We start from the raw sequence: 22,677 nt of genomic DNA on the forward strand, positions 1-22,677 counted from the left end.
TTAAAACGGCCATATTCGGCGCAAATTTACGTTTTATAAATCAACTTAAAAATCTTTTATTTTCATAAGTTAAAACCGTTAAAAAACATGCTGTTTTAACGAGATACTTTTACTTTTGCACGCTTAAAACCAGACTCCTTGAACGCGAACATCTACAAGGCCCATTTTGCACTTTTTGGCGCAAATGTTATTTACGGCCTCAATTATATTATTGCCAAAGGCATTATGCCTCATAAAATTAGCCCAACGGCTTTTGTATTTATCCGTTTGGCTTGCTGCGTTGTGCTGTTTTGGGCGCTTAAATTTATGTTTGTAAAAGAAAAAGTAGAACGTAAAGATTTATTGCGTTTGGCACTTTGCGGTTTACTTGGTGCCGCGGCAAATATGCTGTTTTTCTTCCATGGTATTAATATAACCTCGCCGGTAGATGCATCTATTATTATGACGGCTACACCTGTTTTGGTTTTTATTTTCAGTTTTTTTATTCTGAAAGAACGCATGACGAAGAATAAATTTATAGGCACCGTAATTGCTGGTATTGCCGCCATTTTTCTTATTGCCTATGGTAATAAATCTGAAGGTACAAGCTCACTACTCGGTAATTTTTTGGTGTTTTGTAATGCTGCCTCCTATGGTCTTTACTTAGTGCTTGCAAAAACTTTAATGCGAAAATATAATGCCCTCACCGTTATTTGTTGGATGTTTTTGTTTGGCTTACTCTTGGTTACACCGTTTTCTATTCAACCTATAATGGATACCAATTTTGCAGGCTTTACTACCAACACGTATTTAGTTATTGGCTTTGTGGTATTATTCACCACGTTTACTACCTATTTACTTAATTTGTATGCACTAAACCACGTGATGCCATCGGTAACAAGTAGCTATATTTATCTACAACCCGTAATAAGTTTTGCTATGGTAAGTATTTATGCTTTTATATTAATGAAAGAAGAGTACGCACAAGATATTAATATAGTAAAAATACTAAGCTGCGTTATGGTTGTTATTGGTGTTTACATTATTAGTAAACCACCTAAAAAGCTAGCATAACTGTAAAAGTTAACCAAGTTGCTATTAGTAATATTTAAAATAATGTTAGGTTGAAAAATAACAATTTCAATATGTTTCTGTTTATATAAATGAAGATTGCTTATTCTTTATTATTTTTACAGCATTAATCGACACCCTTTATGAGTTCATCTTTTGAAAAACATCAAAAACGCAGACTAATATCATCGTACTTTTCGGTGGTTTTAAGTATTGCCTTAGTTTTATTTTTACTAGGCCTGTTGGGTATGTTGGTTTTAAATGCTAAAAAAGTATCCGATCATTTTAAAGAACAGGTAGTACTTACTATTTACTTGAAAGATTCGGCTAAAGAGGTTGAGACCAAACAACTTGAAAAAAGTTTGGCTATGGCCGATTATGTAAAATCTACCGAATACGTTTCTAAAGAACAAGCTGCCGAATTTATGAAAGCAGAAAACGGTGAAGATTTTATGGATTTTGTGGGCTATAACCCGTTACAAAATTCGATTGATGTACACTTAAAAGCAGACTTTGTAACCTCGGAACACCTTGAAAAAATTTCCGCGGAAGCGCTACATAAAAACTTTGTGGAAGAAGTAACCTACGATAACGACCTTGTAAACCTAATGAACGATAATGTTAAAAAAATCAGTTTTTGGGTTTTAGTTATCAGTGGTATTTTTACTTTAATTGCGGTATTATTGATAAATAGTTCTATTCGCTTAGCCGTATATTCTAAACGATTTACAATAAAAACCATGCAAATGGTAGGCGCTACAAAACGTTTTATTCGTCGTCCGTTTGTTTGGAAAAGCGTACGTTTAGGTATTATTGGTGCTATATTAGCTTTAATAGGCATGGCTGTTGTATTGTATTATTTAAACAAAACGTTTGCCGAACTAGAATTACTAAGTAACCCGATTTTAATTGCTATTTTATTTGGCGTTATTTTCGCGCTAGGTATTTTAATAACTTGGATAAGCACACATTTTGCAACACAACGTTTCTTGAATTTAAAAACAGACGAGCTGTACTATTAGGCGAAAGAAATTTAAAACAACATTAACAGAAATTCTGAATTAATTCTGTTAATTTGCATGACTTACAAACACTATGGAAAATAAAAAACAAAAAGAAGCAACAAAAGCCACCTTTGTATTTGGCAAGAAAAACTATAAATTCATGTTTATTGGTTTAGCAATTATTGCTCTTGGTTTTATTTTAATGTCTGGTGGTGGCAGTGACGATCCTGCAGTTTTTAATCCAGAAATTTTTAGCTGGAGACGTATCCGTTTGGCACCAATGCTTATTCTTATTGGATTTGGCTTTCAGGTTTATGCCATTTTATTAAATCCGAATAAAAAGTAAGACGAGTTAGATTAACTTACTCTTGTTCGATTTCTCCTTAGGTAGAAATGAGTAGCCCTTAGAAAACAAACGCACTTTTATAATTGTCTAGCAAACGTAGTTGCCATTTTTTCTACATAGCCATAGCTATTTTTCATAGCATCATTTAAACTTTTCGAATACTTAATAACGGCATCGGTATATTCTATCCCGAAATCTTTAGCGTTATCATTTTCTAAATCTATAGATCCACAAAAGGCAGCGACTTTTATTTGTTTCGCTTTCGCGGAAGATAGCACGCCTTGTATTGTTTTTCCAGACATGGTTTGCGTATCTAGCTTGCCTTCCCCTGTAATAATCCAATCGGCATCATGCAATTGCTTATCAAACTGAGCTAAGTCTTTTATAAGCTCAATACCGCGCTCTAAAGTACCATTCAAAAACACTTTTGAAGCAATACCCATACCGCCGGCAGCACCCGCACCTTGAATACTTTGCGCATCGACACCAAAAACAGACTGTAATATTTTAGCAAAAGATTTTAAGCCATCATCTAGCAAAATAATATCTCGCGCCTTGGCTCCTTTTTGAGTTGCATAAACATAAGCCGCACCATCTTCTCCGTACAACGGATTGGTAACATCGCAGGCTATTTTAAAATTAACTTCGCTAATATTAGGATGTACATTAGTGGCATCGATAGATCTAATATTTAATAAATTAAATCCCGTAGGCACAACTTCCTTTCCTTTTTCATCTAAAAAACGATAGCCTAAAGCTGTTGCCATACCAATACCACAATCATTGGTTGCACTGCCACCTATACCTAAAATAATAGTTCTAGCGCCTTTATTTAAAGCATCCAAAATCATATCTCCTGTGCCGAGTGTGGTGGCATTTTTACAATCGAAATCCTTACGTTTTAAAAGTTTTAAACCCGAAGCTTCAGCCATTTCAATAAAAGCTGTTTTAGACGCTTCAGCATAAAGATAATTCGCTTTTATAGGTTCAAAAAACGGATTACTAACATCGACCTCAACAACTCTTCCATTCAAATAAAAATTAACGACCTCAATAGTACCGTCTCCACCATCGGCCAGTGGTAATTTTAAAATATCAATATCTGGATTTACAGCATGAATACCAGCCTCAACAGCTTGGCAAAACGCCATACCGGTTAAAGAATTTTTAAATTTATCGGGAGCAAGTACAATTTTCATAGTATAACTATTTTAACTTAAAATTGAAGGAAGGAAAAAGCTTAAAACCAATATAAAAACAAAAAAAGCAAGAAGTATATAAACCTCTTTTATCATGAAGTCTTCTTTTTTAATACTCACATTAAAATTAGAAATGCTTTTCACTTTAGTTTTACTCGTTAAAGCACTAACAGCATAAGCCACAACTAAGGCAATTATAACGCCTGTAAAGTTTAACCAAATCCAAAAGATATTAAATCCTAAATCAATATGAAACAACTCTTGAATTGTTTTTGAAAACATTAAATTTATTAAAACAGCTGAGATAATACCAGCATTCATACCAATGTGATTTATTTTTTTTGAAAAGAACGCCAAAAAGAACGTCACCAATACCGGACCATAAAATACAGAACCAATAGCATTAATAATTTCTATTACTGCATTTTTACTACCTCCAAAAAGAAAGGCACTCGCAATACAAACTAATCCCCAAAAAACTACCGATCCTTTTGAAATCATCATGTATTTTTTTGTGCTTAATTTATTTTCTCCTCGGTTAAAAAAATCTTCTACGGTAACTGCAGAAAGCGAATTAACGGTTGAACTTAAAGACGACATAGCCGCAGATAATATACCTACCATTAAAATACCTATTAAACCATGTGGTAAATATTTAATGATAAATACAGGAACCATTAAATCGGCCTTAATACCGTGCTTAGCAAATTGATATGGAAAATGCCTTTGGGTAGTATCGGCTATTTCGGCTAGAAAATCGGGAGCAAGTGTAATTAAACCACCGATAACTAAGCCCATAATACAGTACACTAAAACTACAGGAAATCTTAAAAGTCCGTTTGCTAAAAGTAGGCTTCTAATTGTTTTTTCATCTTTAGCAGAAAGCATACGCTGTGCTTGTGTTTGGTCGCAACCATAATAAGAGGCATATAAAAAGAACCCACCAAGTATCATGGGTAATAAACCATATTCGTTCCCTTCACCAACACCTAAATTATAATCAATAATTTGTAATCTTTCTGGGTCGAATCCAGCTTCTAATCCACCGTGTTCCTGCAATAAGTTCCATCCATAATACAAGCAGATAATTAATCCTGCAAATAAAATAATCATTTGAATGGCATCGCCCCAAACAACGGCTTTCATGCCGCCTTGCCAAGAATAAATAATAGTGATAACACTAATAATTAAAATGGTATAAACAAAATCGATATCTAATACGGCTTGCAAAATAATTGCAATAGTATACACCATTACTCCGGTACCAAGCGCTCTACTTATTTGAAAAACAATACTTAAAATTAATCGTGTTGATGTGCTAAAACGTTTTTCTACAAACTCATAAATACTAACAACACCAGATCTAAATAATGGCGGAATAATAACGATCATTATAAAAATCATAGCCAACGGCACGGCAAACTCAAAGGTTAGCCATTTCATTCCTCCATTTAGTTTTAAACCTACAAATGCCGGCGCAGAAATAAAACTTATTGCCGAAAGTTGTGTAGCCATGGTAGACAGGCTTAAAGGAAACCAGCCCATACTTTTTCCTCCTAAAAAATAATCTTTAGAGTCTTTATTATCTTTAAAGAAAAACCCCATTCCTAAAAAGAATACGATGTAAAATATTATGATACTATAATCTAGCCAATTCATAATGTTAAGTTTAGTGGTTAGTTGGTTGATACAAGATAAAACAAAGGATTTTAACTAATAGATAAAACCCTTTATTTCAAATTTTTAGTTTGTTCGTAAAAAAACATTTAAAGAATTTCAATTAATCATTCAATAAATCTATAAGTAATGCGGCACTCCAAGAAAAATCGTTACCTCCGTAACCAGCGGTTCCGTCTTTATGCATTTCTTTTCTAGAATCAAAATACTCATAAAACCCGTTTTTTTCAATAATTTCAATAGTATCTTGTTTTACGCGCTCTGCTATTTCAGAAAAACCATATTGTTTTAATCCTTTAAAAAGCATCCAGTTTAGGTTTATCCAAACAGGACCTCTCCAATATTTTTTAGGGTTGAAACGTTCGCTAGTTGGATCGAAAGAGGCACACAAATATTGCTGATCGCCTCCAAACTTCTCCATCATAACTTTCACCATAGAATCAGCACGTTCTTTACTTGGAATATTTGCATACAAAGGAGCAAATGATGACGATGACAAATAACGAAGTGGTTTTTCATTACGTAAATCATAATGAATATATGCACCTAATTCTTCATCAAACAACTTATCATTAAAAGCTTTTACACTTTTATCTTGCCATTGTTTAAGCTGCTCAACTTTAGAATAATCTCCTAATAATTCATACAAATTAATTAAACTTTGATTTGACTTAATAAGTATAGCGTTAAATAAAGGATCTTGCACTAAAAACGGTGATAATTCAGCAATTTTTTCATCACTATAATTATGTTCTTTAGCAATATCTATAATATATAAATAATGATCGTATTCTCTTTTCGAAGGTCTTTCGGCTGCATCAACATGCGTAGTATCACGACGTTCGAATGTATATTCTGGCGGATCCATGGTGTCCCAAATATCATCCCAAATTGGAGAATTATCGGTACCTGATTCCCAGTTATGATAAATATAAACCAAGCCTTCATTTTGTGGATCACGCTTTGTAAAAAAGTAATTATGGTTATCGTAAACTTTGTCGATTACCGTTTCAATATACTTTAAGGTTGCAACTTTATCTTTACTAATTCTATACATTTCCTCTAAAACAAAACCTGTAACGGGTGGCTGCGTCATCCCTGTTGATTTGTACTTTTTAGAAGATTGCGGATGTAAATCTGACCTATGAAAATCTGGACCAGGAAAATACGTATCGGTATCTGTGTGAAAGATAATATGTGGAATAAAGCCGTTTTCCCATTGTGCATCTAGCAGAGTTTCTATTTCTTGTTCTGCTTTTTGCATATCGAAATGTGCAAAACCAATAGCAATTAACCCTGAATCCCAAAACCATTGAAATGGGTATAACTTTGCGCAAGGTATGCTAAATCCTTCTTTAAAATTGTTATTTAGAACTGTTTGAGCTCTTTCTTGTAATGCTTTCATATCTTTTTTTATTTAAAAAACTCACCACTTAAAAACTTTACCAAAAGTGGTGAGCAACTAATCTAACCTCTGTAATTATGGGTTAAAACAAACTAAACGTTTAGAAGGTTAGCGTAGCGTTAAAAAATGCACGTCTTGGTAAAATTGGACGACCAACAAAATAATCTTGAGTTGTTGATTGTGAAAAGGCTCTCGGGTCTCCTTCTGATAAACCTTGACTATCGGCTAGGTTATAAACTGAAAACCCAAGTCTTAATTTTTTATCATCTTCAAAACCTATAGTGTATCCTGCTCCAATTCTCAATACCGTAAACCCATCTAACTCAACTAGGTTTGCGTCATCATTAAATTGACTTCCTCTAATATTTGCAGATGCAAAAGCATCTAATTTTTTATTATCATAATCAAAACGTAAGGTTGATAATGCTGTTGGCTGTCTTCTTAACTGTTTTCCAACATTAGCACCATTTGTAACATCGCCTTCAACTAAAACTACACCATCTACAGTACCAGACTGCAATACTGTTCTTTCGTCTTTTTTAAGCTCATGACCTTGGTAAGTAAAGTTTCCGTTAAAAGAAAGATTTTCAGCAAACTTCCATAACCATGATACTTCCATACCAAGTGTTTTGGTATCTTGAAGAGTTTTTATTCCATCTACAGTACCTATAGTTCCACCGTAGTTTAATCTTTGAATAGCAACTCGATCCACAAGTGTTGTATAGTAGGCTGCAAAAGTTCCAGAGAATTTACTGCTTCCATATTTTAAACCTGTTTCAACTTGATAGATATTTTCAGGCTTATATTCACCTGCAATAACATCATTACTTACCACATTAATACTTCTAGTTAATGGGAAGAAATATCCTTTAGACATGTTGGCGTAGGCATTTAAATTGTCGTTAATTTTATAAAGTGCAGCCAAAGATGCAGCAAAACCAGTAGTACTTACCTCTGCTCTTTTATACTCACCTGTTGCGTAACCTACGTTTTGTAATGCAGACGTTAATCCAACATCGTTATAAACTTGTTTAGTAGCTGTAGTTCCAATTTCTCTACTGGCTTTTTGATTTTCTACACGGAAACCAACATCAATACGCCATCTATCTAAAACCATCTCATCGGTTAAGTAAAACGCTGTTCTATCTTGAGTAAGAAACGTTGCAGCAGTACGCCCAATTCTGGCTGTTAATCCATTTTCTGCTAAAATAACATCGTCACCATTAACATCAGTAAATGAAAGATTTACTAACTCTGGAGCATCATTAAATGCTGATAATGTTCGGTATTGCCAGTTATTATCCTCTCCTTGCGAAGATGTTAAATACGTACCTAAAGTAATATTGTGCTCAACTTTATCTCCTTCTAATTTTTTAGTGATACTAAACTCACCTGTTAAATCTGTAATAGGTCTATTTCTGTCAATATTTAAGTTATCAATAACTCTATCATTTGCCGCAAGCGCTGTTCCTCCAACATAAGATGCATTAATATTAGTAGCACCAGCATAACCATATGCATCTAAATAATCGCTTAAATTAGCAGGGGTATTTACCGTACCACTAGCCGCAACATACAATCCAAAATTATTTACATAATCGGATACTTTTACTTTAGAATTAATTTTCCAATCGTTCCCTAAATCGTAATCAAAAACTCCCATAGCATAGAACCCTTTAGTGTGTACACCATCTCCTATTGGGCTTTTATATTCTCCAGCTGGAGTTAAAAAACTAATATTTCTAACGTGTGAAGAATTTAATTGATAAACCGTTTCGCCATCATTACCCGTAATTCTTTCTCGAGAATCTCCATCTAAAGGCAGACCTAATAAAAACTGAGCTTTATCATCAATAAACTGCGTGTAGAAAGTAAAAGATCCGTTTTCGAATTTCTTTTTTAAATTTCCTCTAAACTGATATCCTTTTGTTGGTAATCCAAAATCTAAAGGTCCATCATCCTTACGAACAAAACCAGATACTGCATAGTAAGTTTTAGAGTCTTCTCCTCCTACTTTACCACCAGAATAAAATTCTCCTTTTATTCTTCCTTTGGTTGCTACTTCAAAATTTATAATATTTTCATCATTAGTATCACCTGTTTTAGAAATGTAGTTCATCACACCTGCTGTAGAACCCGCACCATATAAAATAGACGAACCTCCACGTACAAACTCTACACCTTTTACACCTTGATCTACTTTAGCATAAACATCTCCGGCCGTAGAACTCAATCCGTAACCAGCTAACGTTAAGCCATCATATTGTATCGGAGAAAAATCGTTTTGACCTCCAGAAGGTAAACCTCTAACAAATATATTTGTAGCAGCTTCACCTCCACCACCATCGGCAACAATACCAGGGATAGAAGCCACAATATCAGCTTGACTATTCGCATTTAAACGTGTTAACTCTTGAGCCTTTAATGATGAAATTGAATTTGGCGTTTCTTTTTGAGATCTAAACGTAGAAGATGCCGTTAATACAACCTCATCTAAAGTGTTTCCTCCTTCAACCATAACAAAATCCAAAGTCATTGCACCTCCGCTTAATGTTACTGTTTTATTTAAAGTTTCGTAACCTAAAAAGGATACTATAATTTTTTGTGCTCCGGAAACACTTGTGGTAAAACTATAATTACCATCAAAATCGGTAGTGGCTCCCGAAGAGCTTCCTTCAATTAAAACGTTTGCCCCTGTTACAGGAACACCCGAATTGTCTTTAACTGTTCCTTTAATGTCTGTTTGCGCAAACATTGTAGAAACACTAAAAACACATAACAGTGTGTAAAATAATTTGGTCATAATATTTAGTTTTAGTTAATTTTTATCCAAATTTATAACGACATACATATAAAAAGTTCTAAAAAATTATCATATTTTCACGCAAACGTTTGCGGAAACGTTTGTTATTTGTATTTTTTTTAACAAAACACTATAATTAAGATGAAAAAAGAAGCTGTCACCCTAAAAAAACTAGCCCAAACACTTGATTTATCGATATCTACAGTATCAAGAGCACTTAGTAATCATCCAGATATTAGTGAAGAAACTAAAGAAAAGGTTAGAAAACTTGCCGATGCCCTGCACTATGTACCAAACATTTTTGCTCAAGGGTTTAGAAATCGAAAAACTAAAATTATTGGTGTTGTTGTACCCAACATTACACATTACTTTACAACCACCATGGTAAGAGGCATTTTAGAAGAAGCCGCCATTAAAGGATACCGCGTTATTATTTCTGAATCTAATAACGATCCGTTAAGGCAAACCGAAATGCTAAACACCATGTTGCAATTTGGAGTTGATGGAATTTTGGTGTCTTTAACTAAAATGACACGCGATATCGACGATGTACTAAAAATTTTAAATAAAATCCCGCTTATCCTATTTGACAAAGTTTCGAGTAAAATTCCCTGTACACAAATTACCATAAACGATGAAGAAGCCGCCCATGATGCCGTTGAGCACTTAATAAATATTGGCAAAAAGCGCATTGCTATTATAAAAGAACGTGATTTCTCTTACACTTCGGAAAAAAGATATGCCGGTTATCTAAGCGCTCTAAAAGAACATAATTTAGAGATAGATGAAAAACTAATTATAAGTGTAGATGATATTTCTACCCAGCATGGCCAACAGATGACCAATCATTTATTAAGCATAAAAAACCCACCAGACGCCATTTTCGCTATTACCGATAGTGCGGCTATAGGTGTTATACAAACGCTTAAAAAATTCGATATAAAAATACCAGAAGAAATTGCTGTGGTTGGCTTTAGTAATTCTCGCCGATCTACTGTAATCGAACCTAACCTTACAACTGTAGATCAACCTGGTGAAACCATTGGAAAAAACGCTGTAAAGTACTTAATAGATGAAATTGAAAACACAGTAGAAAACGTATCAAATAAATTAATTGAAATAAAAGGCACTTTAATAATTAGAGATTCCACTTTTAAAGTTTAAAATTTCTAAAAGATTACCACTTTAGTACCTCAATTTTAATATTTTTGCGCCATGGAAATAATAGATGCAATTATACTCGGTATTATTCAGGGACTTACCGAATTTTTACCCGTTTCGTCAAGTGGACATTTAGAGCTAGGAAAAGCCATTTTAGGTGACAATTCTGTTCCAGAAGAAAGCTTACTTTTTACTGTAGTACTTCACTTTGCAACAGCACTAAGTACTATTGTTATTTTTAGAAAAGATATTCTAAGTTTGATAAAAGGCGCTCTAAAATTTGAATGGAACGAAGATTTACAGTTTATTTCTAAAATTGCAGTTTCCATGATTCCAGCAGTTATTGTTGGTTTATTTTTTGAAGAACAACTAGAATCTCTTTTTGGAGGCAATATTTTACTCGTAGGTTGCATGCTTATTGTAACAGCCGTTTTATTATACTTAGCCGATAAAGCTAAAGACACCGACAAAAACGTGACTTTTAAAAACGCATTTATTATTGGTATATCTCAAGCTATTGCCATGTTACCAGGTATTTCGCGTTCTGGAGCAACAATTTCTACCTCGGTTTTATTAGGAAATGATAAAACAAAAGCGGCTCGTTTTTCATTTTTAATGGTTGTTCCTTTAATTTTTGGAAAAATAGCAAAAGACCTTTTAAGTGGCGATTTAACTTATGATAGCGGAAACTTTACTGCCCTTTCCATTGGTTTTGTAGCAGCATTTGTTGCTGGGTTATTTGCTTGTACTTGGATGATTTCTTTAGTGAAGAAAAGTAAATTATCATATTTTGCTATCTACTGTTTAGCGGTAGGAGTTATTGCTATTATTTACGCTTTATTAAACTAAGATGAAAACTGTTGACGATTACCAAGCTGGAGAAGTACTATTAATTGATAAACCTCTAAACTGGACTTCTTTTCAGGTGGTGAATAAACTACGTTGGGAAATACGTCAAGCTTTCAACATAAAAAAAATAAAAGTTGGTCATGCCGGAACTTTAGACCCTTTGGCTACAGGTTTATTGGTAATTTGCACCGGAAAAATGACAAAACAAATTGACACCTTTCAAGGTCAAATAAAAGAATACACAGGTACTTTTGTTTTAGGTGGTACTACACCATCTTATGATTTGGAAACCGAGGTTAATGAAACTTTTGAAACCAAACATATTACCGAAGATTTAATACATAGTACTACAGCACAATTTACAGGAGAAATTGAACAATTCCCGCCTATATTTTCAGCATTAAAAAAAGACGGAAAACGCTTATACGAGTACGCTCGCGCAGGAGAAACGGTTGAGATTAAATCGAGAAAAGTGCAAGTTTCTGAGTTTGAAATCACAAAAATTGATGGTTTAAATATTGATTTCAGAATTGTTTGCAGTAAAGGAACTTATATACGCTCTCTGGCTCACGATTTTGGAAGAGCATTGCAATCTGGCGCGCATCTATCGGCATTACGTAGAACTAAAATTGGCGACTTCAATGTTGCAAACGGTGTTTCTATAGAAGACTTCATTGCATCGTTAAAAGTCTAATATCACTACTTTTCCGTATATTTATTAAACATTTGCTCTTAAATCCACCGATTTGAACCTAACGGATCAACATAAAGCTCTACTTATTACGCTCCTAATTTCGGGAACCGTACTGCTTACTGTATTCAATATCGGACTTAAACGGCAAAATGAATTAACTGCTGAAAGTTACTACGAACTAGAATCTGAAAAGGAACTTACCAAAGAAGACGTTAAAACACTTGAAACGCTCGAAAAGCTTAATAAAACTAAAGCAGAGACGAATTCGGCCTTTAACGAAACGCAAAAAAGCAAACATTTTGCTCAGGCTTACACTACGGTTGCACCACCAGAAGATTATGTTCCACAGAGCCAAAGCAACGAGGAAAGTGCCGATGCATCGTATATTAAAAAATACGAGGCGATAGACTCTAAACTGGATAAAGACCAACTATCCTCTTTCAATAAAGTAAACGACTTACTAAAAAAACAAAAAGACGAAGCTAATAACTCAAAAAGCACCATAAGCTTTTCGCTTTCTAATCGCGAAAAAATCTACATCCCTATTCCTGTTTATCTATGTGAAGTTGATGGTAAAGTAGTTGTAAATATTAAAGTAAATTCTAGTGGAAATGTTACCGATGCATATTTAAACAGATCGTCCAACTCATCGAACGATTGTTTAATCAAACATGCCTTGGAATACGCTAAAAAATCGAGATTTAGTAGCGATGGTTCCAAGGCATCTCAAATTGGAAGTATTACTTTTAATTTCGTAGGGAAGCATTAGGCCACAGTAAATGGGCTCACTTCCTTTAGAATTTTAGCGACATCCTTAATAATATTTTGTCCTTTATCTTTATTGTACCAATGTTGTAAATCTTCTTTAAACTCTGGTGTTAAGCCTCCATTTTCAGCTTTAAATCTATTCACTAAATTAGTTGCTTCACTTGGTCTTGGTCCAAAGGTGTTTAAAACTTCACCTGTAGCATCATCAATCATGATAACTTTAGGAATAGCACGACCACCATTAGTTAAAAACGCATCGATAAGTTCTAGATTTTCATCACGAAGCACCACTTTCATATCGATATTATCATTCAACTCTGCCATTTTATTAATAGCAGGTAAAACATGGGCAGCATCGCCACACCAGCTTTCTGTAATAACTAACCAAGTCGATTTTTTATCAAAAGCTTCTATTTGTTTTCTATCGTCTTCAGTAATTTTTATCGTTTTGTCCCAACGTTTCATACGCTTATCATTAAGCCTTGTATAATTAGCCAAATCGTCATTTTGCACAGGGCCTGTACTTGCATTTTCTTCTACCAGGTTTTTAACCAAATCTCTGTAAGCTTGGTATGTTACACTGTTTTTTAATCCGGAATTTATAATTGAGTTACTCATAATATTCTTTTTTAACTTATACAAAATTAGTATCTTGTACCTTGATTTATGCTGACTTTTGTCATGTTTTAATTACAAAACTTACACTATTTTAAATAGGTTTAAAATTTTAAGGATGCGGATAAGGCAAAATGATGAAAAAATTAAACCTTTAAAATTACAATAATAATGACGAAACACCGATGCGGATGGTGCGAAGGCGATACTTTATATGAAGCTTATCACGATGAAGAATGGGGTGTTCCCGTTTATGATGATGCTACACTTTTTGAATTTTTAATTTTAGAAACTTTCCAAGCAGGATTAAGTTGGATTACCATATTACGAAAACGAGAAAACTTCAGGAAAGCTTTTGATAATTTCGACTATAAAAAAATTGCAACATACGGCCAAGATAAAATGGACGATTTGCTTTTAGATGCTGGCATAATTCGTAATAAATTAAAGGTTAAAGCTACCGTTACCAATGCTCAAGCTTTTTTAAAAATTCAGGAAGAATTCGGGAGTTTTAGTAAATACATTTGGGAATTTGTAGATGGTAAACCTATTAAAAACAGCGTTGATATTTACAAAAATGCGCCACCAAACACACCGCTTAGCGATGCCTTAAGTAAGGATTTAAAAAAACGTGGTTTTAAATTTGTTGGTAGCACGGTTGTTTATGCACATATGCAGGCTACAGGAATGGTTAACGACCACGAAACAAAGTGTTTTAGATACTCCGAAGTTTAATTTTAAAAGTTGTTTTTATTAAGAAAAGAATCTCCAAATTTTAAGCATGCCCCATATTAAATCACTCCTCCTTTTAACTTTCATATTTATAAATTTTGAAGCTTTTCCTCAAGAACATTTTAGCGCTTTAGGAGAAACAAGTTTTGGCTTAAATAAAAAGGTTTCCGAAACTTACGGAATCAATTTCACGCTAAGATCTCGATATTTTCTTTATAAAAACGAACAATTAAAATACAACCAACAACAGATTGATCTTTATCATTTTTCAAAGCTAAAACTAGACAAACGTCACAGTTTAAGTTTAGGTGCTTATTACAGAGCAAGAGACCCGTTTAACAGTGGCAGCAACGAGTTACGCTTTACTCAGCAATTCACATACAAAAAGCAAAGTCCAAACATGCGTTTTAGCCATAGACTTAGAGCCGAACAACGCTTTCTAAAAAATAAAACTATTTTTAGAGAACGCTATCGTTTTTCGTTAAACCTACCCATAAATAATGATACTTATTTTATTGGAGCACTAGAAGGTTTATTAAGTTTAACTAAACAAACAACTTTGGAATTAGACGAACGCTCTACAGCGCAATTTGGTTGGCTACTAAGTGATACTTTAAAGCTACAAGCAGGTTTAGAGCATCGATTAGAAACCTTTAATATAGAACCTCAACACTATGTTTTTGTTTTAACAACAGCTGTTATAAACATTTAAAATACAACATACCGAGTTTGAGCAGCTATATGTTAAAGCAGTAAACATATTACTCAATTCCTTCATTAAATATTGATGATTGCTTATTTTTACCTTTCCAAATAATATCCCTTTTTGCTTTTATGATTGTAAAAAACAAAAGCCTTTGGCAACTTGGCTTTGTCATTTCTCTTTTAATGCTTTTCTCTACCTGTTCTAGGCAAGATACGCTTCGTCCTAATATCAAAACTCAGTTAGCAGCATTCGACACGCTAACTTTAACACATCCCGAGCAATCACTCTTAGATTTAGACAGCTTATTAATAGACGATAATTTAACCACCTTAGAACGTGCCATGTTATTGTTTAAAAAAGGAGAAGCCTTATACCTAAACGATAAATACCACGAAGCCTTTAATGTGCACCTAAAAGCGTATGCATTATTTTCTGAACTAAAAGATAAATACAACGAAAGCCGATCATTAATTACCTTAAGCGGTGCTGCTCTGCATATGGGAGATATAGAAACGTCTCAAGTTTATGCCTTAAAAGCACTGCATTTGGCGCAATTAATTGGAGATAAACGTGTAGAAGGAAAAGCTTATAACCAGCTTTTTAGCTTGCATTTTAAATTGAAAGACTACGATAAGGCCTTAACTTATATAAAAGCAACCGATAGCTTGTATTCTAAAACCACAGATACCACATCTATTATTGCCATAAAGAGTAATGTTGCTAGTGTTTACCTACAACTTAAACAATACAATAAGGCGCTAACGAGTTACTCTGAGGCTATGTCTTTAAGCCAGTCTAATAGAAACCCAAAAACATTGGTTAGCGTTTTAAATAATATTGGCTACACATATATAGAAGCTGGAGAATATAATATGGCCGAAACATTTTTGAGAGGTGCCATTCAGTTAAATAAAAACATAAAAGTAATTAATGCCGCACCATACAAAGGGCTTGGTTCTATGTTTTTATTATCTAAAAAAATTGATTCCGCCGAAGTTAACTACATCAAGGCTTTAAAGATCTACGCAACTAACAATAATGCAAAAGAAGAAATAGAAGTACGCGATAAACTTATAGCAATAGCTATAATGTCTGGCGATTACGTAAAAGCTCTCGATAATCAAATAGTTAGAGATAGTTTGCAATTAGATGTGAGTCGTTTAGAAAAAAACCGCCTTCTAGATTTTGCTAATGTTAATTACGAAGTCAAACAAAAGGAAACAGAAATTAATCATCAAAAAGAAATAAATACTAGAAACCAATGGCTTTTAATAAGTACTGTATTATTAGCCGTAATGCTACTTATAGCGACAGCCTTTTATGTTTATAACACTAAGTTACGCGCGGCTAACAAAGCTTCGAAACTAGAGCAAAGTCTGTTACGTGTGCAAATGAATCCGCATTTTATATTCAACACCTTAGCAGCCATTCAAAATATAACTTTAGAAGGAAACCCTGTAAAATCTTCTAATCATATTGCGAAGTTCTCTAAACTTATTCGTCAAAATTTCGACTATGTTAGAAAAGAATCTATTACACTAGATAAAGAAATTGCTATGATTTCTAACTATATAGAAACACAACAATTACGCTTTAACAATATATTTACCTATACCATCGACATTGAAGATTCTATACATGCTTCTGAAATAAAAGTACCGCCAATGTTATTACAACCTTTTGTTGAAAACGCCATAGAATACGGCTTAAAAGAGAAAAAGGAAGGTGGAAATCTACTTTTAAAGATTGAAAAAGAACGGCAAGGTTTATTGTTTATAATTCAAGACAATGGCATAGGCCGATCGGCAAAAGCCAAACAAGAAAAAATAACCGAAGAACTACACGCTACATCCATTTTTATAGAGCGATTAAAAATGAGAAAAAAGGGTGAAGAGAAAACGTTTGTTATCGAAGATTTATTTGATAATAACAACACACCAATTGGCACAAAAGTGTTTTTTAAATTAAAATTCTAATGATAAAAGCCGTTATAATAGAAGATGAGTTTAATGCTCTAAACACCTTAGACAAACTTATTAAATACACTCAAAAAGATATTGAGGTTATTGCTAAAATAGATAATATTACAGAAGCAACCACCTTTTTAAAAAGCCAAACTCCAGACTTGGTATTTATGGATATTGAGCTTATTGGTGGTAATGCGTTTCAAATTTTAGAAGCTTTAGACAGTATTGCTTTCAAAATAATTTTCACAACAGCTTATGATGAGTTTGCTATAAAAGCCATTAAATTCGACACTATAGATTACTTGTTAAAACCTATAGATTCCGAAGAGTTATCAGAATGTATAGACCGTTTTAGAGTCGCCTTTAAAAAAGAACAAGTTTATAAAAGTGCCATCGATAAGGTTTCGGAAATTAACGAAAAAGAAAACCAAAAAACCCTATTAATTAAAACAGCCGACGCGCAATATTTTCTTCAAATAAAAGATATTATCCGTTGCCAATCCGATGGTAGTTACACCATTTTTCATACAGTTGATAAAAAAATAATGAGTGCGCGCAACCTTAAATACTACGAAAACATTTTAAGCGAACACACTTTTGTTAGAGTACACCAATCGCATCTGGTTAATATCAAATACATAAAAACCATTAGCGCAAACAACACAGTATCCCTAACAAACAACGAAAAAATACCAGTTGCCACTCGAAAAAAATCTTATCTAAAACAACTTTTAGACACTTTATAAACGCAAATACAAAACGAAAAGTGGCACTTGTAAAACGGTTTTAAAATCATCCCATCCAAGTCTTAGTTTTGAGGTAAATAAACAAATAACCTTAAAATTTAAAATCATGGGATTAAAATAAAATCGATTTACTAAAACTTTTCAAGAGGAACAATTTCCACAATTAAAAGCTCAAATAATTGAAGCAGCAGGTTTCGATGTACCTTTAAATATTGAGTGGACAAAATTGTTTGAAGATCGTTTTTTACACCTTTACAACGACTCTTATCCAAAAATTTATTTCTTACCATTTATTGAAGCCTTAACCTCTATCACTGCAGACGATATGGGTAAAGAAGCACTTGCTGAAAGCTTAAAAGAAATACACATAACAAATACTCAAGATCACCATAACCCAAGTAACGCCTTTAGTTTTTCTAACGGAATTTTAACACTAGACCATAGCCCGATTCTAAATGCGGATGATGTTGATAGCCGTACCAAAGTACTCGTTGATTTATTAGAAAATAATTTATAAGTAAGCGTTTTAATCTGTTGTTTAATTGATAAAAGTTATTGATATGTCTAAATTTATTTTTTATATTTTTTTAATCGGATTGTTTTTATCGCTTGTTAGTTGCGGTATTTCTGGAATTGAAGCAAAAAGAGGGCTAATAGCCTATTTAAAAATGCATCATAAAGATAAGTATGAGGTACTTACTTTTAAAAGAGATTTTAATGCGGCTAGCATGAATCCTGATTTATTTTGGGTAGAATTAAAGCTTAAAGAAAATCCGGATATTGTTATAAACTTTGATTGGAATGCGAAAAACAAAGCATTATACATAGCATCACACAACAGACACGACTTAAGTATCGAATCGTTAACACGGTATCAACAACAAGAAATTGTTTTAAGAGAAGAAATGCACGAAACGTTGGATGCTGATGTTGTAGACATGGAAGTAAATGTGTTTAACCATACCATTAGCATCACTTTAGACAAAGAGCCAACGCAAAGGGATTTTGAAGCTTTTTCGAGAAAAATTCGTTACGTTTTGCAAGATTACCCAAACACATGGACCCAAGAAGCACATGTAGATTTCAAATTGAAAGACGAAAAGAAAGGTTTTTACGAACTTATAGTAAAGCCAAATACTTATAACGACAGCAACCTAACGTACAGGTATTACTCCAATGCTATTGTTGCAAATAATGCTGGATCTAAAAAGGCAGAACATATTGATCGTGTTATAAAACAAGAATTCGCTAAACCAGATTCTCCTATTTATTTAAATCGCATATGGGTAAACCAATCTAAATTAAACAGTTTTTATATCCTTTTTGAAAAACACGAGCCATTGAAAGAAGCTGAAGGAAACAGACACATAACGGAAGCAGTAGGCGTGTATATGGTAAAAATGAACTACCCAAACCTAGACATGAAAACCTTAAAATATTACGACTACAAAACCACTCCTAGAGACGGTATCTTCTATTCGCTTATGGATCAATTACCAGAAGATTATCAATTTCTTATAGAACACCCATAACACCAGCTTAAATCATGGAAAAAACATCTTATTATAAAGCGTTTGTAGCCCAAACGCCCGAGGGTATCTTACAATCTATTTTAAAAAAAGAAGAACCTATTTTAATAGCTATTTCTTTAACCAACGGCAGTTACATAGAAGGTACTCTCCTAGATATTTCAGAAGAAAACAAACATCAAAAATCGGTTTGTATTCTTTCAGAAAACGATAACGTATCATTTTTTAACATACACGACATTATTGTTGTAACGGTAAAACAACCTAAAAAAATGGTTGTAGAATTATCTAAAGGCGCTATTAGCAGACCTTTATCCTCTACCAATCAAGAACTAACGGTTTTACAGCTTAAACGCTGGTTAAATAATGAAAAATCACTATTGGGAAATCAAATAAATGATTTAAAAATAGACACACTCAATTTAAAAGAATTAAATAATAGATTGAATGTTCAAGACGTATTTGCTGCACTGCAAAAAGCTATAAACAATATCACTACAGATAACTTGGGTAAGGAAGCTTATCAAGTACTCGATACTATTGTATTCGAACAAACGGAAACACTTCAACTTAAAATTCAATCTAAAACATTAATCATATCTCTAGCTATAGATAAGGCTTTGCCTGAAAATCTAGCTAATACTTTAGAAGAAAAGCTTCTTCAAATATTATAAAAAAATAAATACACTCTTAAAAAAATAAAATTATGGGACTTAAAGAAAAAAGAATTATCCAAGCCTTTCAAAACGATTTATTTCCAGCATTAGAAACTGAAATTAACACAGCTGCAGGTTACACTGTACCTTTAAATATTTCATGGAATACCCTTATGGAAGATCGCTTTTCTCATATATACAACGATACATTTCCAAAAATATATTTTCTTCCATTAATAGAAGCTTTTAAAGCTATTTGCGTAGACACGATGGGTGTTGAACTTTTACAAACCGGATTAAAAGAAGTGGTTATTGTAAACGAAAACAACGAGCATAACATAGAACGCGCCATTACTTTTGAAGATGGTATTCTAAAAATAAACCACAGCCCAGTTATTAATGCGGATAAGATTGAAGATAGAGCAGCACGCATTATTTCTTTATTAGAAGATAAATTAGAAGAATTTGCTGAAGGAACTCCTGATACAGCAACTACAGAAACTTCTGCTGCCCCTACCGAAAAGAAACAAGAAGCAACAGAAGCTCCTAACAAAATGACAATACAAGAATTGTATAATCAATCGCTTGTTCTTTCTCTAGAAAAACAAGAGATTTTTAGTGAAATGGTAGAAGGTTTAGCGTGGAGTTGTGATATGCTTGAAGGTAAATTAACTTATGGTGACGATCAGGTTTTTGATATTCAAGTAATAGGAACTTATGCCGAAAACGAAAAAAGCTGGTTATGGGCATGGGCAAATAAGCAAAGTGGCATTCCAGAAAAGTTTACACAAACATCTTTAGCCATAAAAGCTATTGGTGAAGCCTACCAAATAGACGACTTAACAAGTCCTAAAATAGAATTAAACTCCGACCCTGGTGCTTATTTTTCAACCATAATCTCTTCTATGTTAAAAGAGAGTTGCTACGTACCATTAACTTTTAAAGGCCTAACCGTTTATGTTACTGTTACCTCTAAAGAAGCCGATGACAAGGCTAGAACTGCACCTGCTTTAATTTGTTCTCACTTTACACAAGTTGCAGCAAGCTATAAGTTTCCACATAAATACAGCTTATACTTTTACTTAAAAGCAAAAGGTTACGAAGTAGAACTTCCTGGTAATAATATTGTTGCTAAAAAGGATGACGATCAAATTCTTGGAATTTTCGATTTAAAAGGAAGACTTATGAAAATTTCTAATTCAAAAATAACAGTTCAAGCTTAAAAACATTATGGCATATACATCAGAAACTATTTCAGACCTAGAAAAAGAACACCAAGCAGCTTTAAATACAGCTCAGGAAAAAATGATGGCAGATTTAAATGAAGCACAAACTTCAGGAAATCACACCAAAATACAAGAAGCAAGTGTTGAGTTTCAAAATATAACAACAGAGCTAGCTCAAGAATACACCAAACGCATTGAAGAAATTAATGCTTTAAACCATAAAGCTGTGGCAGATAACGAGCCACAAATCTATACTAATAACCGTGCCAACATCGATTTAAACCTACTAGTTTACGATGGTGACAGAGATTTTGTTATTGAATTTCAAAAAGACGAATTAATACAAGACACTTTAAAACGTGTAAACGAAAACAGCGGTAAATTTAAGTCTAGAAAGCACTTACTGAAATCGAGTTTAAGGCTAACTAAAACCTTGGCTCCCATGCTTCATGAAATTGGGGAGCATTGTAAAAACACTTTAAAATTAAAGGCTGACATTGAGTTTTTTGTATACCAAAGTGACATCTTTAACGCATCATGCTATCCGCCAGACGACAATAAATTATACATTATTTTATCTTCAGGAATTTTAGAACGTTTCTCTAAAGAAGAATTAACTTTTGTTGTTGGGCACGAAATCGGACATGTCCTTTTCGAACATTTTGATTATCCAGTACGTCAAATTTTAGATGAAGGTGAGAACCACTTAGCTCCAATACACGCCATGAAATTATATGCATGGAATAGAAATGCAGAAATAAGTGCAGATAGAGCCGGGTTATTATGCTGTCAAGATTTTGAAGCTGTAGGCCGTACATTCTTCAAGTTATCTTCTGGAGTTACAACAGATTCTTTAGATTTTCAACTTAATGCTTACATCGAACAATTTGTAGATCTCGAAGAAGTTTTAAACGATGCCAATCACGACCCTTCCGATTGGTATAGCAGTCATCCATTTAGTCCTTTACGAATTAAGGCTTTGGAGCTTTTTAACAAAAGTGAAACCTATGCTGAATTTAACACAAACATTACCGGTGAAATTACAGAGGAAGCTATGGAAGTTGAAATTAAACGTATTATGTCGTTAATGGAACCTGAAAACCTAGATGATGAAAGCGAACATTCTGAAAAAATTCAACGATTAATGTTCTTAGGTGGTTACTTAATTTCGAATGCCGATGGCGTTGTAGACGATTCTGAAATACAAGCATTAAGTAGTATTGTTGCTCCTAAAATTTTCGCTAATTGTATGATGACTATCAAAGGCCTTACAGAAGATGAAATGATAGACGAAGTACAACAACTTACCAAAGATTTAGATATTGTATTATCCGTAATGCAAAAACTAAATATTCTTAGAGATTTATCTATTATATCGTATGCCGACGGAGAAATAGATGATAGTGAAATTAATGTTTTACACAATTTGGCAAGGCTTTTATATATTAACACAGATTTTATAGATCGTGTTATTAGTGATGCACAAGGTGTAAATTAGTTAGTGTTTTAAGGATGTAAATTCTTAAAACAGTTTTTCCACAATA

General features: G+C 33.4%; 21 protein-coding genes. 16 read left to right on the forward strand and 5 right to left on the reverse strand.

What is annotated here, in order from left to right; translation table 11 throughout:
* The first annotated feature begins 138 nt into the window (after nucleotides 1–138).
* From BM246_RS08845 to BM246_RS08855, 3 genes are all read left to right on the forward strand, one after another.
* Complete coding sequence (locus BM246_RS08845; RefSeq protein ID WP_052415345.1) at nucleotides 139–1,053, forward strand: DMT family transporter; 915 nt, start codon at nucleotides 139–141, stop codon at nucleotides 1,051–1,053.
* A gap of 140 nt (nucleotides 1,054–1,193) precedes the next feature.
* Nucleotides 1,194–2,072: a cell division protein FtsX gene (locus tag BM246_RS08850; protein WP_042497615.1), complete on the forward strand. Its 879-nt coding sequence runs from the start codon at nucleotides 1,194–1,196 to the stop codon at nucleotides 2,070–2,072.
* Nucleotides 2,073–2,145: 73 nt separating this feature from the next.
* On the forward strand, nucleotides 2,146–2,400 hold the full coding sequence (locus BM246_RS08855; RefSeq protein ID WP_042497616.1) for a DUF3098 domain-containing protein: 255 nt from the start codon (nucleotides 2,146–2,148) through the stop codon (nucleotides 2,398–2,400).
* Between the two features lie 77 nt (nucleotides 2,401–2,477).
* Here the strand turns inward: BM246_RS08855 and BM246_RS08860 are convergent, their stop codons facing one another.
* The 4 genes from BM246_RS08860 to BM246_RS08875 all read right to left on the reverse strand — a co-directional run bounded on the left by BM246_RS08860 (nucleotide 2,478) and on the right by BM246_RS08875 (nucleotide 9,484).
* Nucleotides 2,478–3,599: a glycerate kinase gene (locus BM246_RS08860; protein ID WP_042504694.1), complete on the reverse strand. Its 1,122-nt coding sequence runs from the start codon at nucleotides 3,597–3,599 to the stop codon at nucleotides 2,478–2,480.
* Between the two features lie 12 nt (nucleotides 3,600–3,611).
* Complete coding sequence (locus tag BM246_RS08865) at nucleotides 3,612–5,258, reverse strand: sodium:solute symporter family transporter (RefSeq protein WP_074937297.1); 1,647 nt, start codon at nucleotides 5,256–5,258, stop codon at nucleotides 3,612–3,614.
* 121 nt (nucleotides 5,259–5,379) lie between these two features.
* Entirely contained in the window at nucleotides 5,380–6,681 is a 1,302-nt protein-coding gene (locus BM246_RS08870) for an amylo-alpha-1,6-glucosidase (protein WP_074937300.1), read from the reverse strand.
* A gap of 100 nt (nucleotides 6,682–6,781) precedes the next feature.
* Nucleotides 6,782–9,484 carry a TonB-dependent receptor domain-containing protein gene (locus BM246_RS08875; protein WP_074937302.1) on the reverse strand — a complete coding sequence of 901 codons (2,703 nt, stop codon included), beginning with the start codon at nucleotides 9,482–9,484 and terminating at the stop codon, nucleotides 6,782–6,784.
* Between the two features lie 141 nt (nucleotides 9,485–9,625).
* On the opposite strand from BM246_RS08875, the gene BM246_RS08880 reads away from it, so the two are divergent.
* The 4 genes from BM246_RS08880 to BM246_RS08895 are packed head-to-tail and all read left to right on the forward strand — an operon-like array spanning nucleotide 9,626 to nucleotide 12,957.
* Nucleotides 9,626–10,648, forward strand: coding sequence for a LacI family DNA-binding transcriptional regulator (locus tag BM246_RS08880; RefSeq protein ID WP_042504693.1), 1,023 nt, complete (start codon nucleotides 9,626–9,628; stop codon nucleotides 10,646–10,648).
* A gap of 51 nt (nucleotides 10,649–10,699) precedes the next feature.
* Nucleotides 10,700–11,494 (forward strand): undecaprenyl-diphosphate phosphatase, encoded by a 795-nt coding sequence (locus BM246_RS08885; protein ID WP_042504692.1) that lies wholly within the window; start codon nucleotides 10,700–10,702, stop codon nucleotides 11,492–11,494.
* A 1-nt stretch (nucleotide 11,495) separates the two neighbouring features.
* Nucleotides 11,496–12,188, forward strand: a complete 693-nt coding sequence (gene truB, locus BM246_RS08890) for a tRNA pseudouridine(55) synthase TruB (RefSeq protein WP_042497630.1) — start codon at nucleotides 11,496–11,498, stop codon at nucleotides 12,186–12,188.
* A 52-nt stretch (nucleotides 12,189–12,240) separates the two neighbouring features.
* Nucleotides 12,241–12,957: an energy transducer TonB gene (locus BM246_RS08895; RefSeq protein ID WP_042497633.1), complete on the forward strand. Its 717-nt coding sequence runs from the start codon at nucleotides 12,241–12,243 to the stop codon at nucleotides 12,955–12,957.
* On the opposite strand, the gene BM246_RS08900 is transcribed toward BM246_RS08895, so the two are convergent.
* Entirely contained in the window at nucleotides 12,954–13,574 is a 621-nt protein-coding gene (locus BM246_RS08900; protein ID WP_074937303.1) for a thioredoxin family protein, read from the reverse strand. The genes BM246_RS08895 and BM246_RS08900 overlap by 4 nt on opposite strands.
* A 168-nt stretch (nucleotides 13,575–13,742) precedes the next feature.
* On the opposite strand from BM246_RS08900, the gene BM246_RS08905 reads away from it, so the two are divergent.
* The 9 genes from BM246_RS08905 to BM246_RS08945 all read left to right on the forward strand — a co-directional run bounded on the left by BM246_RS08905 (nucleotide 13,743) and on the right by BM246_RS08945 (nucleotide 22,631).
* On the forward strand, nucleotides 13,743–14,306 hold the full coding sequence (locus tag BM246_RS08905; RefSeq protein ID WP_074937305.1) for a DNA-3-methyladenine glycosylase I: 564 nt from the start codon (nucleotides 13,743–13,745) through the stop codon (nucleotides 14,304–14,306).
* A gap of 46 nt (nucleotides 14,307–14,352) precedes the next feature.
* Nucleotides 14,353–15,015: a DUF2490 domain-containing protein gene (locus BM246_RS08910; RefSeq protein ID WP_083415746.1), complete on the forward strand. Its 663-nt coding sequence runs from the start codon at nucleotides 14,353–14,355 to the stop codon at nucleotides 15,013–15,015.
* Nucleotides 15,016–15,137: 122 nt separating this feature from the next.
* Nucleotides 15,138–16,985 carry a tetratricopeptide repeat-containing sensor histidine kinase gene (locus BM246_RS08915; protein ID WP_074937307.1) on the forward strand — a complete coding sequence of 616 codons (1,848 nt, stop codon included), beginning with the start codon at nucleotides 15,138–15,140 and terminating at the stop codon, nucleotides 16,983–16,985.
* Nucleotides 16,985–17,722 (forward strand): LytR/AlgR family response regulator transcription factor, encoded by a 738-nt coding sequence (locus BM246_RS08920; RefSeq protein WP_042497638.1) that lies wholly within the window; start codon nucleotides 16,985–16,987, stop codon nucleotides 17,720–17,722. The genes BM246_RS08915 and BM246_RS08920 overlap by 1 nt, the downstream gene beginning before the upstream one ends.
* 226 nt (nucleotides 17,723–17,948) lie before the next feature.
* A complete protein-coding gene (locus BM246_RS08925; protein ID WP_231961835.1) occupies nucleotides 17,949–18,239 on the forward strand; it encodes a hypothetical protein in 291 nt (96 codons plus the stop codon).
* Between the two features lie 43 nt (nucleotides 18,240–18,282).
* Nucleotides 18,283–19,254, forward strand: a complete 972-nt coding sequence (locus BM246_RS08930; protein ID WP_074937309.1) for a hypothetical protein — start codon at nucleotides 18,283–18,285, stop codon at nucleotides 19,252–19,254.
* 14 nt (nucleotides 19,255–19,268) lie between these two features.
* A complete protein-coding gene (locus tag BM246_RS08935) occupies nucleotides 19,269–19,925 on the forward strand; it encodes a hypothetical protein (protein WP_042497646.1) in 657 nt (218 codons plus the stop codon).
* 32 nt (nucleotides 19,926–19,957) lie between these two features.
* On the forward strand, nucleotides 19,958–21,130 hold the full coding sequence (locus tag BM246_RS19975) for a DUF6882 domain-containing protein (RefSeq protein ID WP_074937311.1): 1,173 nt from the start codon (nucleotides 19,958–19,960) through the stop codon (nucleotides 21,128–21,130).
* A gap of 7 nt (nucleotides 21,131–21,137) precedes the next feature.
* Complete coding sequence (locus tag BM246_RS08945; protein WP_074937313.1) at nucleotides 21,138–22,631, forward strand: M48 family metallopeptidase; 1,494 nt, start codon at nucleotides 21,138–21,140, stop codon at nucleotides 22,629–22,631.
* Nucleotides 22,632–22,677 lie beyond the last annotated feature (46 nt).

Origin of the sequence: Algibacter lectus, assembly GCF_900112395.1 — a bacterium.
In the GTDB taxonomy this organism is placed as follows: Bacteria; Bacteroidota; Bacteroidia; order Flavobacteriales; family Flavobacteriaceae; genus Algibacter; species Algibacter lectus.

Bases quoted from the DNA above. Each gene is read 5' to 3' on its own strand.
- BM246_RS08935 (WP_042497646.1), top strand. From the start codon at position 19,269: ATGGAAAAAACATCTTATTATAAAGCGTTTGTAGCCCAAACGCCCGAG.
- BM246_RS08875 (WP_074937302.1), bottom strand. From the start codon at position 9,484: ATGACCAAATTATTTTACACACTGTTATGTGTTTTTAGTGTTTCTACA.
- BM246_RS08900 (WP_074937303.1), bottom strand. From the start codon at position 13,574: ATGAGTAACTCAATTATAAATTCCGGATTAAAAAACAGTGTAACATAC.
- BM246_RS08885 (WP_042504692.1), top strand. From the start codon at position 10,700: ATGGAAATAATAGATGCAATTATACTCGGTATTATTCAGGGACTTACC.
- BM246_RS08860 (WP_042504694.1), bottom strand. From the start codon at position 3,599: ATGAAAATTGTACTTGCTCCCGATAAATTTAAAAATTCTTTAACCGGT.
- BM246_RS08855 (WP_042497616.1), top strand. From the start codon at position 2,146: ATGGAAAATAAAAAACAAAAAGAAGCAACAAAAGCCACCTTTGTATTT.
- truB (WP_042497630.1), top strand. From the start codon at position 11,496: ATGAAAACTGTTGACGATTACCAAGCTGGAGAAGTACTATTAATTGAT.
- BM246_RS08870 (WP_074937300.1), bottom strand. From the start codon at position 6,681: ATGAAAGCATTACAAGAAAGAGCTCAAACAGTTCTAAATAACAATTTT.
- BM246_RS08930 (WP_074937309.1), top strand. From the start codon at position 18,283: ATGTCTAAATTTATTTTTTATATTTTTTTAATCGGATTGTTTTTATCG.
- BM246_RS08945 (WP_074937313.1), top strand. From the start codon at position 21,138: ATGGCATATACATCAGAAACTATTTCAGACCTAGAAAAAGAACACCAA.
- BM246_RS08910 (WP_083415746.1), top strand. From the start codon at position 14,353: ATGCCCCATATTAAATCACTCCTCCTTTTAACTTTCATATTTATAAAT.
- BM246_RS08915 (WP_074937307.1), top strand. From the start codon at position 15,138: ATGATTGTAAAAAACAAAAGCCTTTGGCAACTTGGCTTTGTCATTTCT.
- BM246_RS08865 (WP_074937297.1), bottom strand. From the start codon at position 5,258: ATGAATTGGCTAGATTATAGTATCATAATATTTTACATCGTATTCTTT.
- BM246_RS19975 (WP_074937311.1), top strand. From the start codon at position 19,958: ATGGGACTTAAAGAAAAAAGAATTATCCAAGCCTTTCAAAACGATTTA.
- BM246_RS08850 (WP_042497615.1), top strand. From the start codon at position 1,194: ATGAGTTCATCTTTTGAAAAACATCAAAAACGCAGACTAATATCATCG.
- BM246_RS08905 (WP_074937305.1), top strand. From the start codon at position 13,743: ATGACGAAACACCGATGCGGATGGTGCGAAGGCGATACTTTATATGAA.
- BM246_RS08920 (WP_042497638.1), top strand. From the start codon at position 16,985: ATGATAAAAGCCGTTATAATAGAAGATGAGTTTAATGCTCTAAACACC.
- BM246_RS08880 (WP_042504693.1), top strand. From the start codon at position 9,626: ATGAAAAAAGAAGCTGTCACCCTAAAAAAACTAGCCCAAACACTTGAT.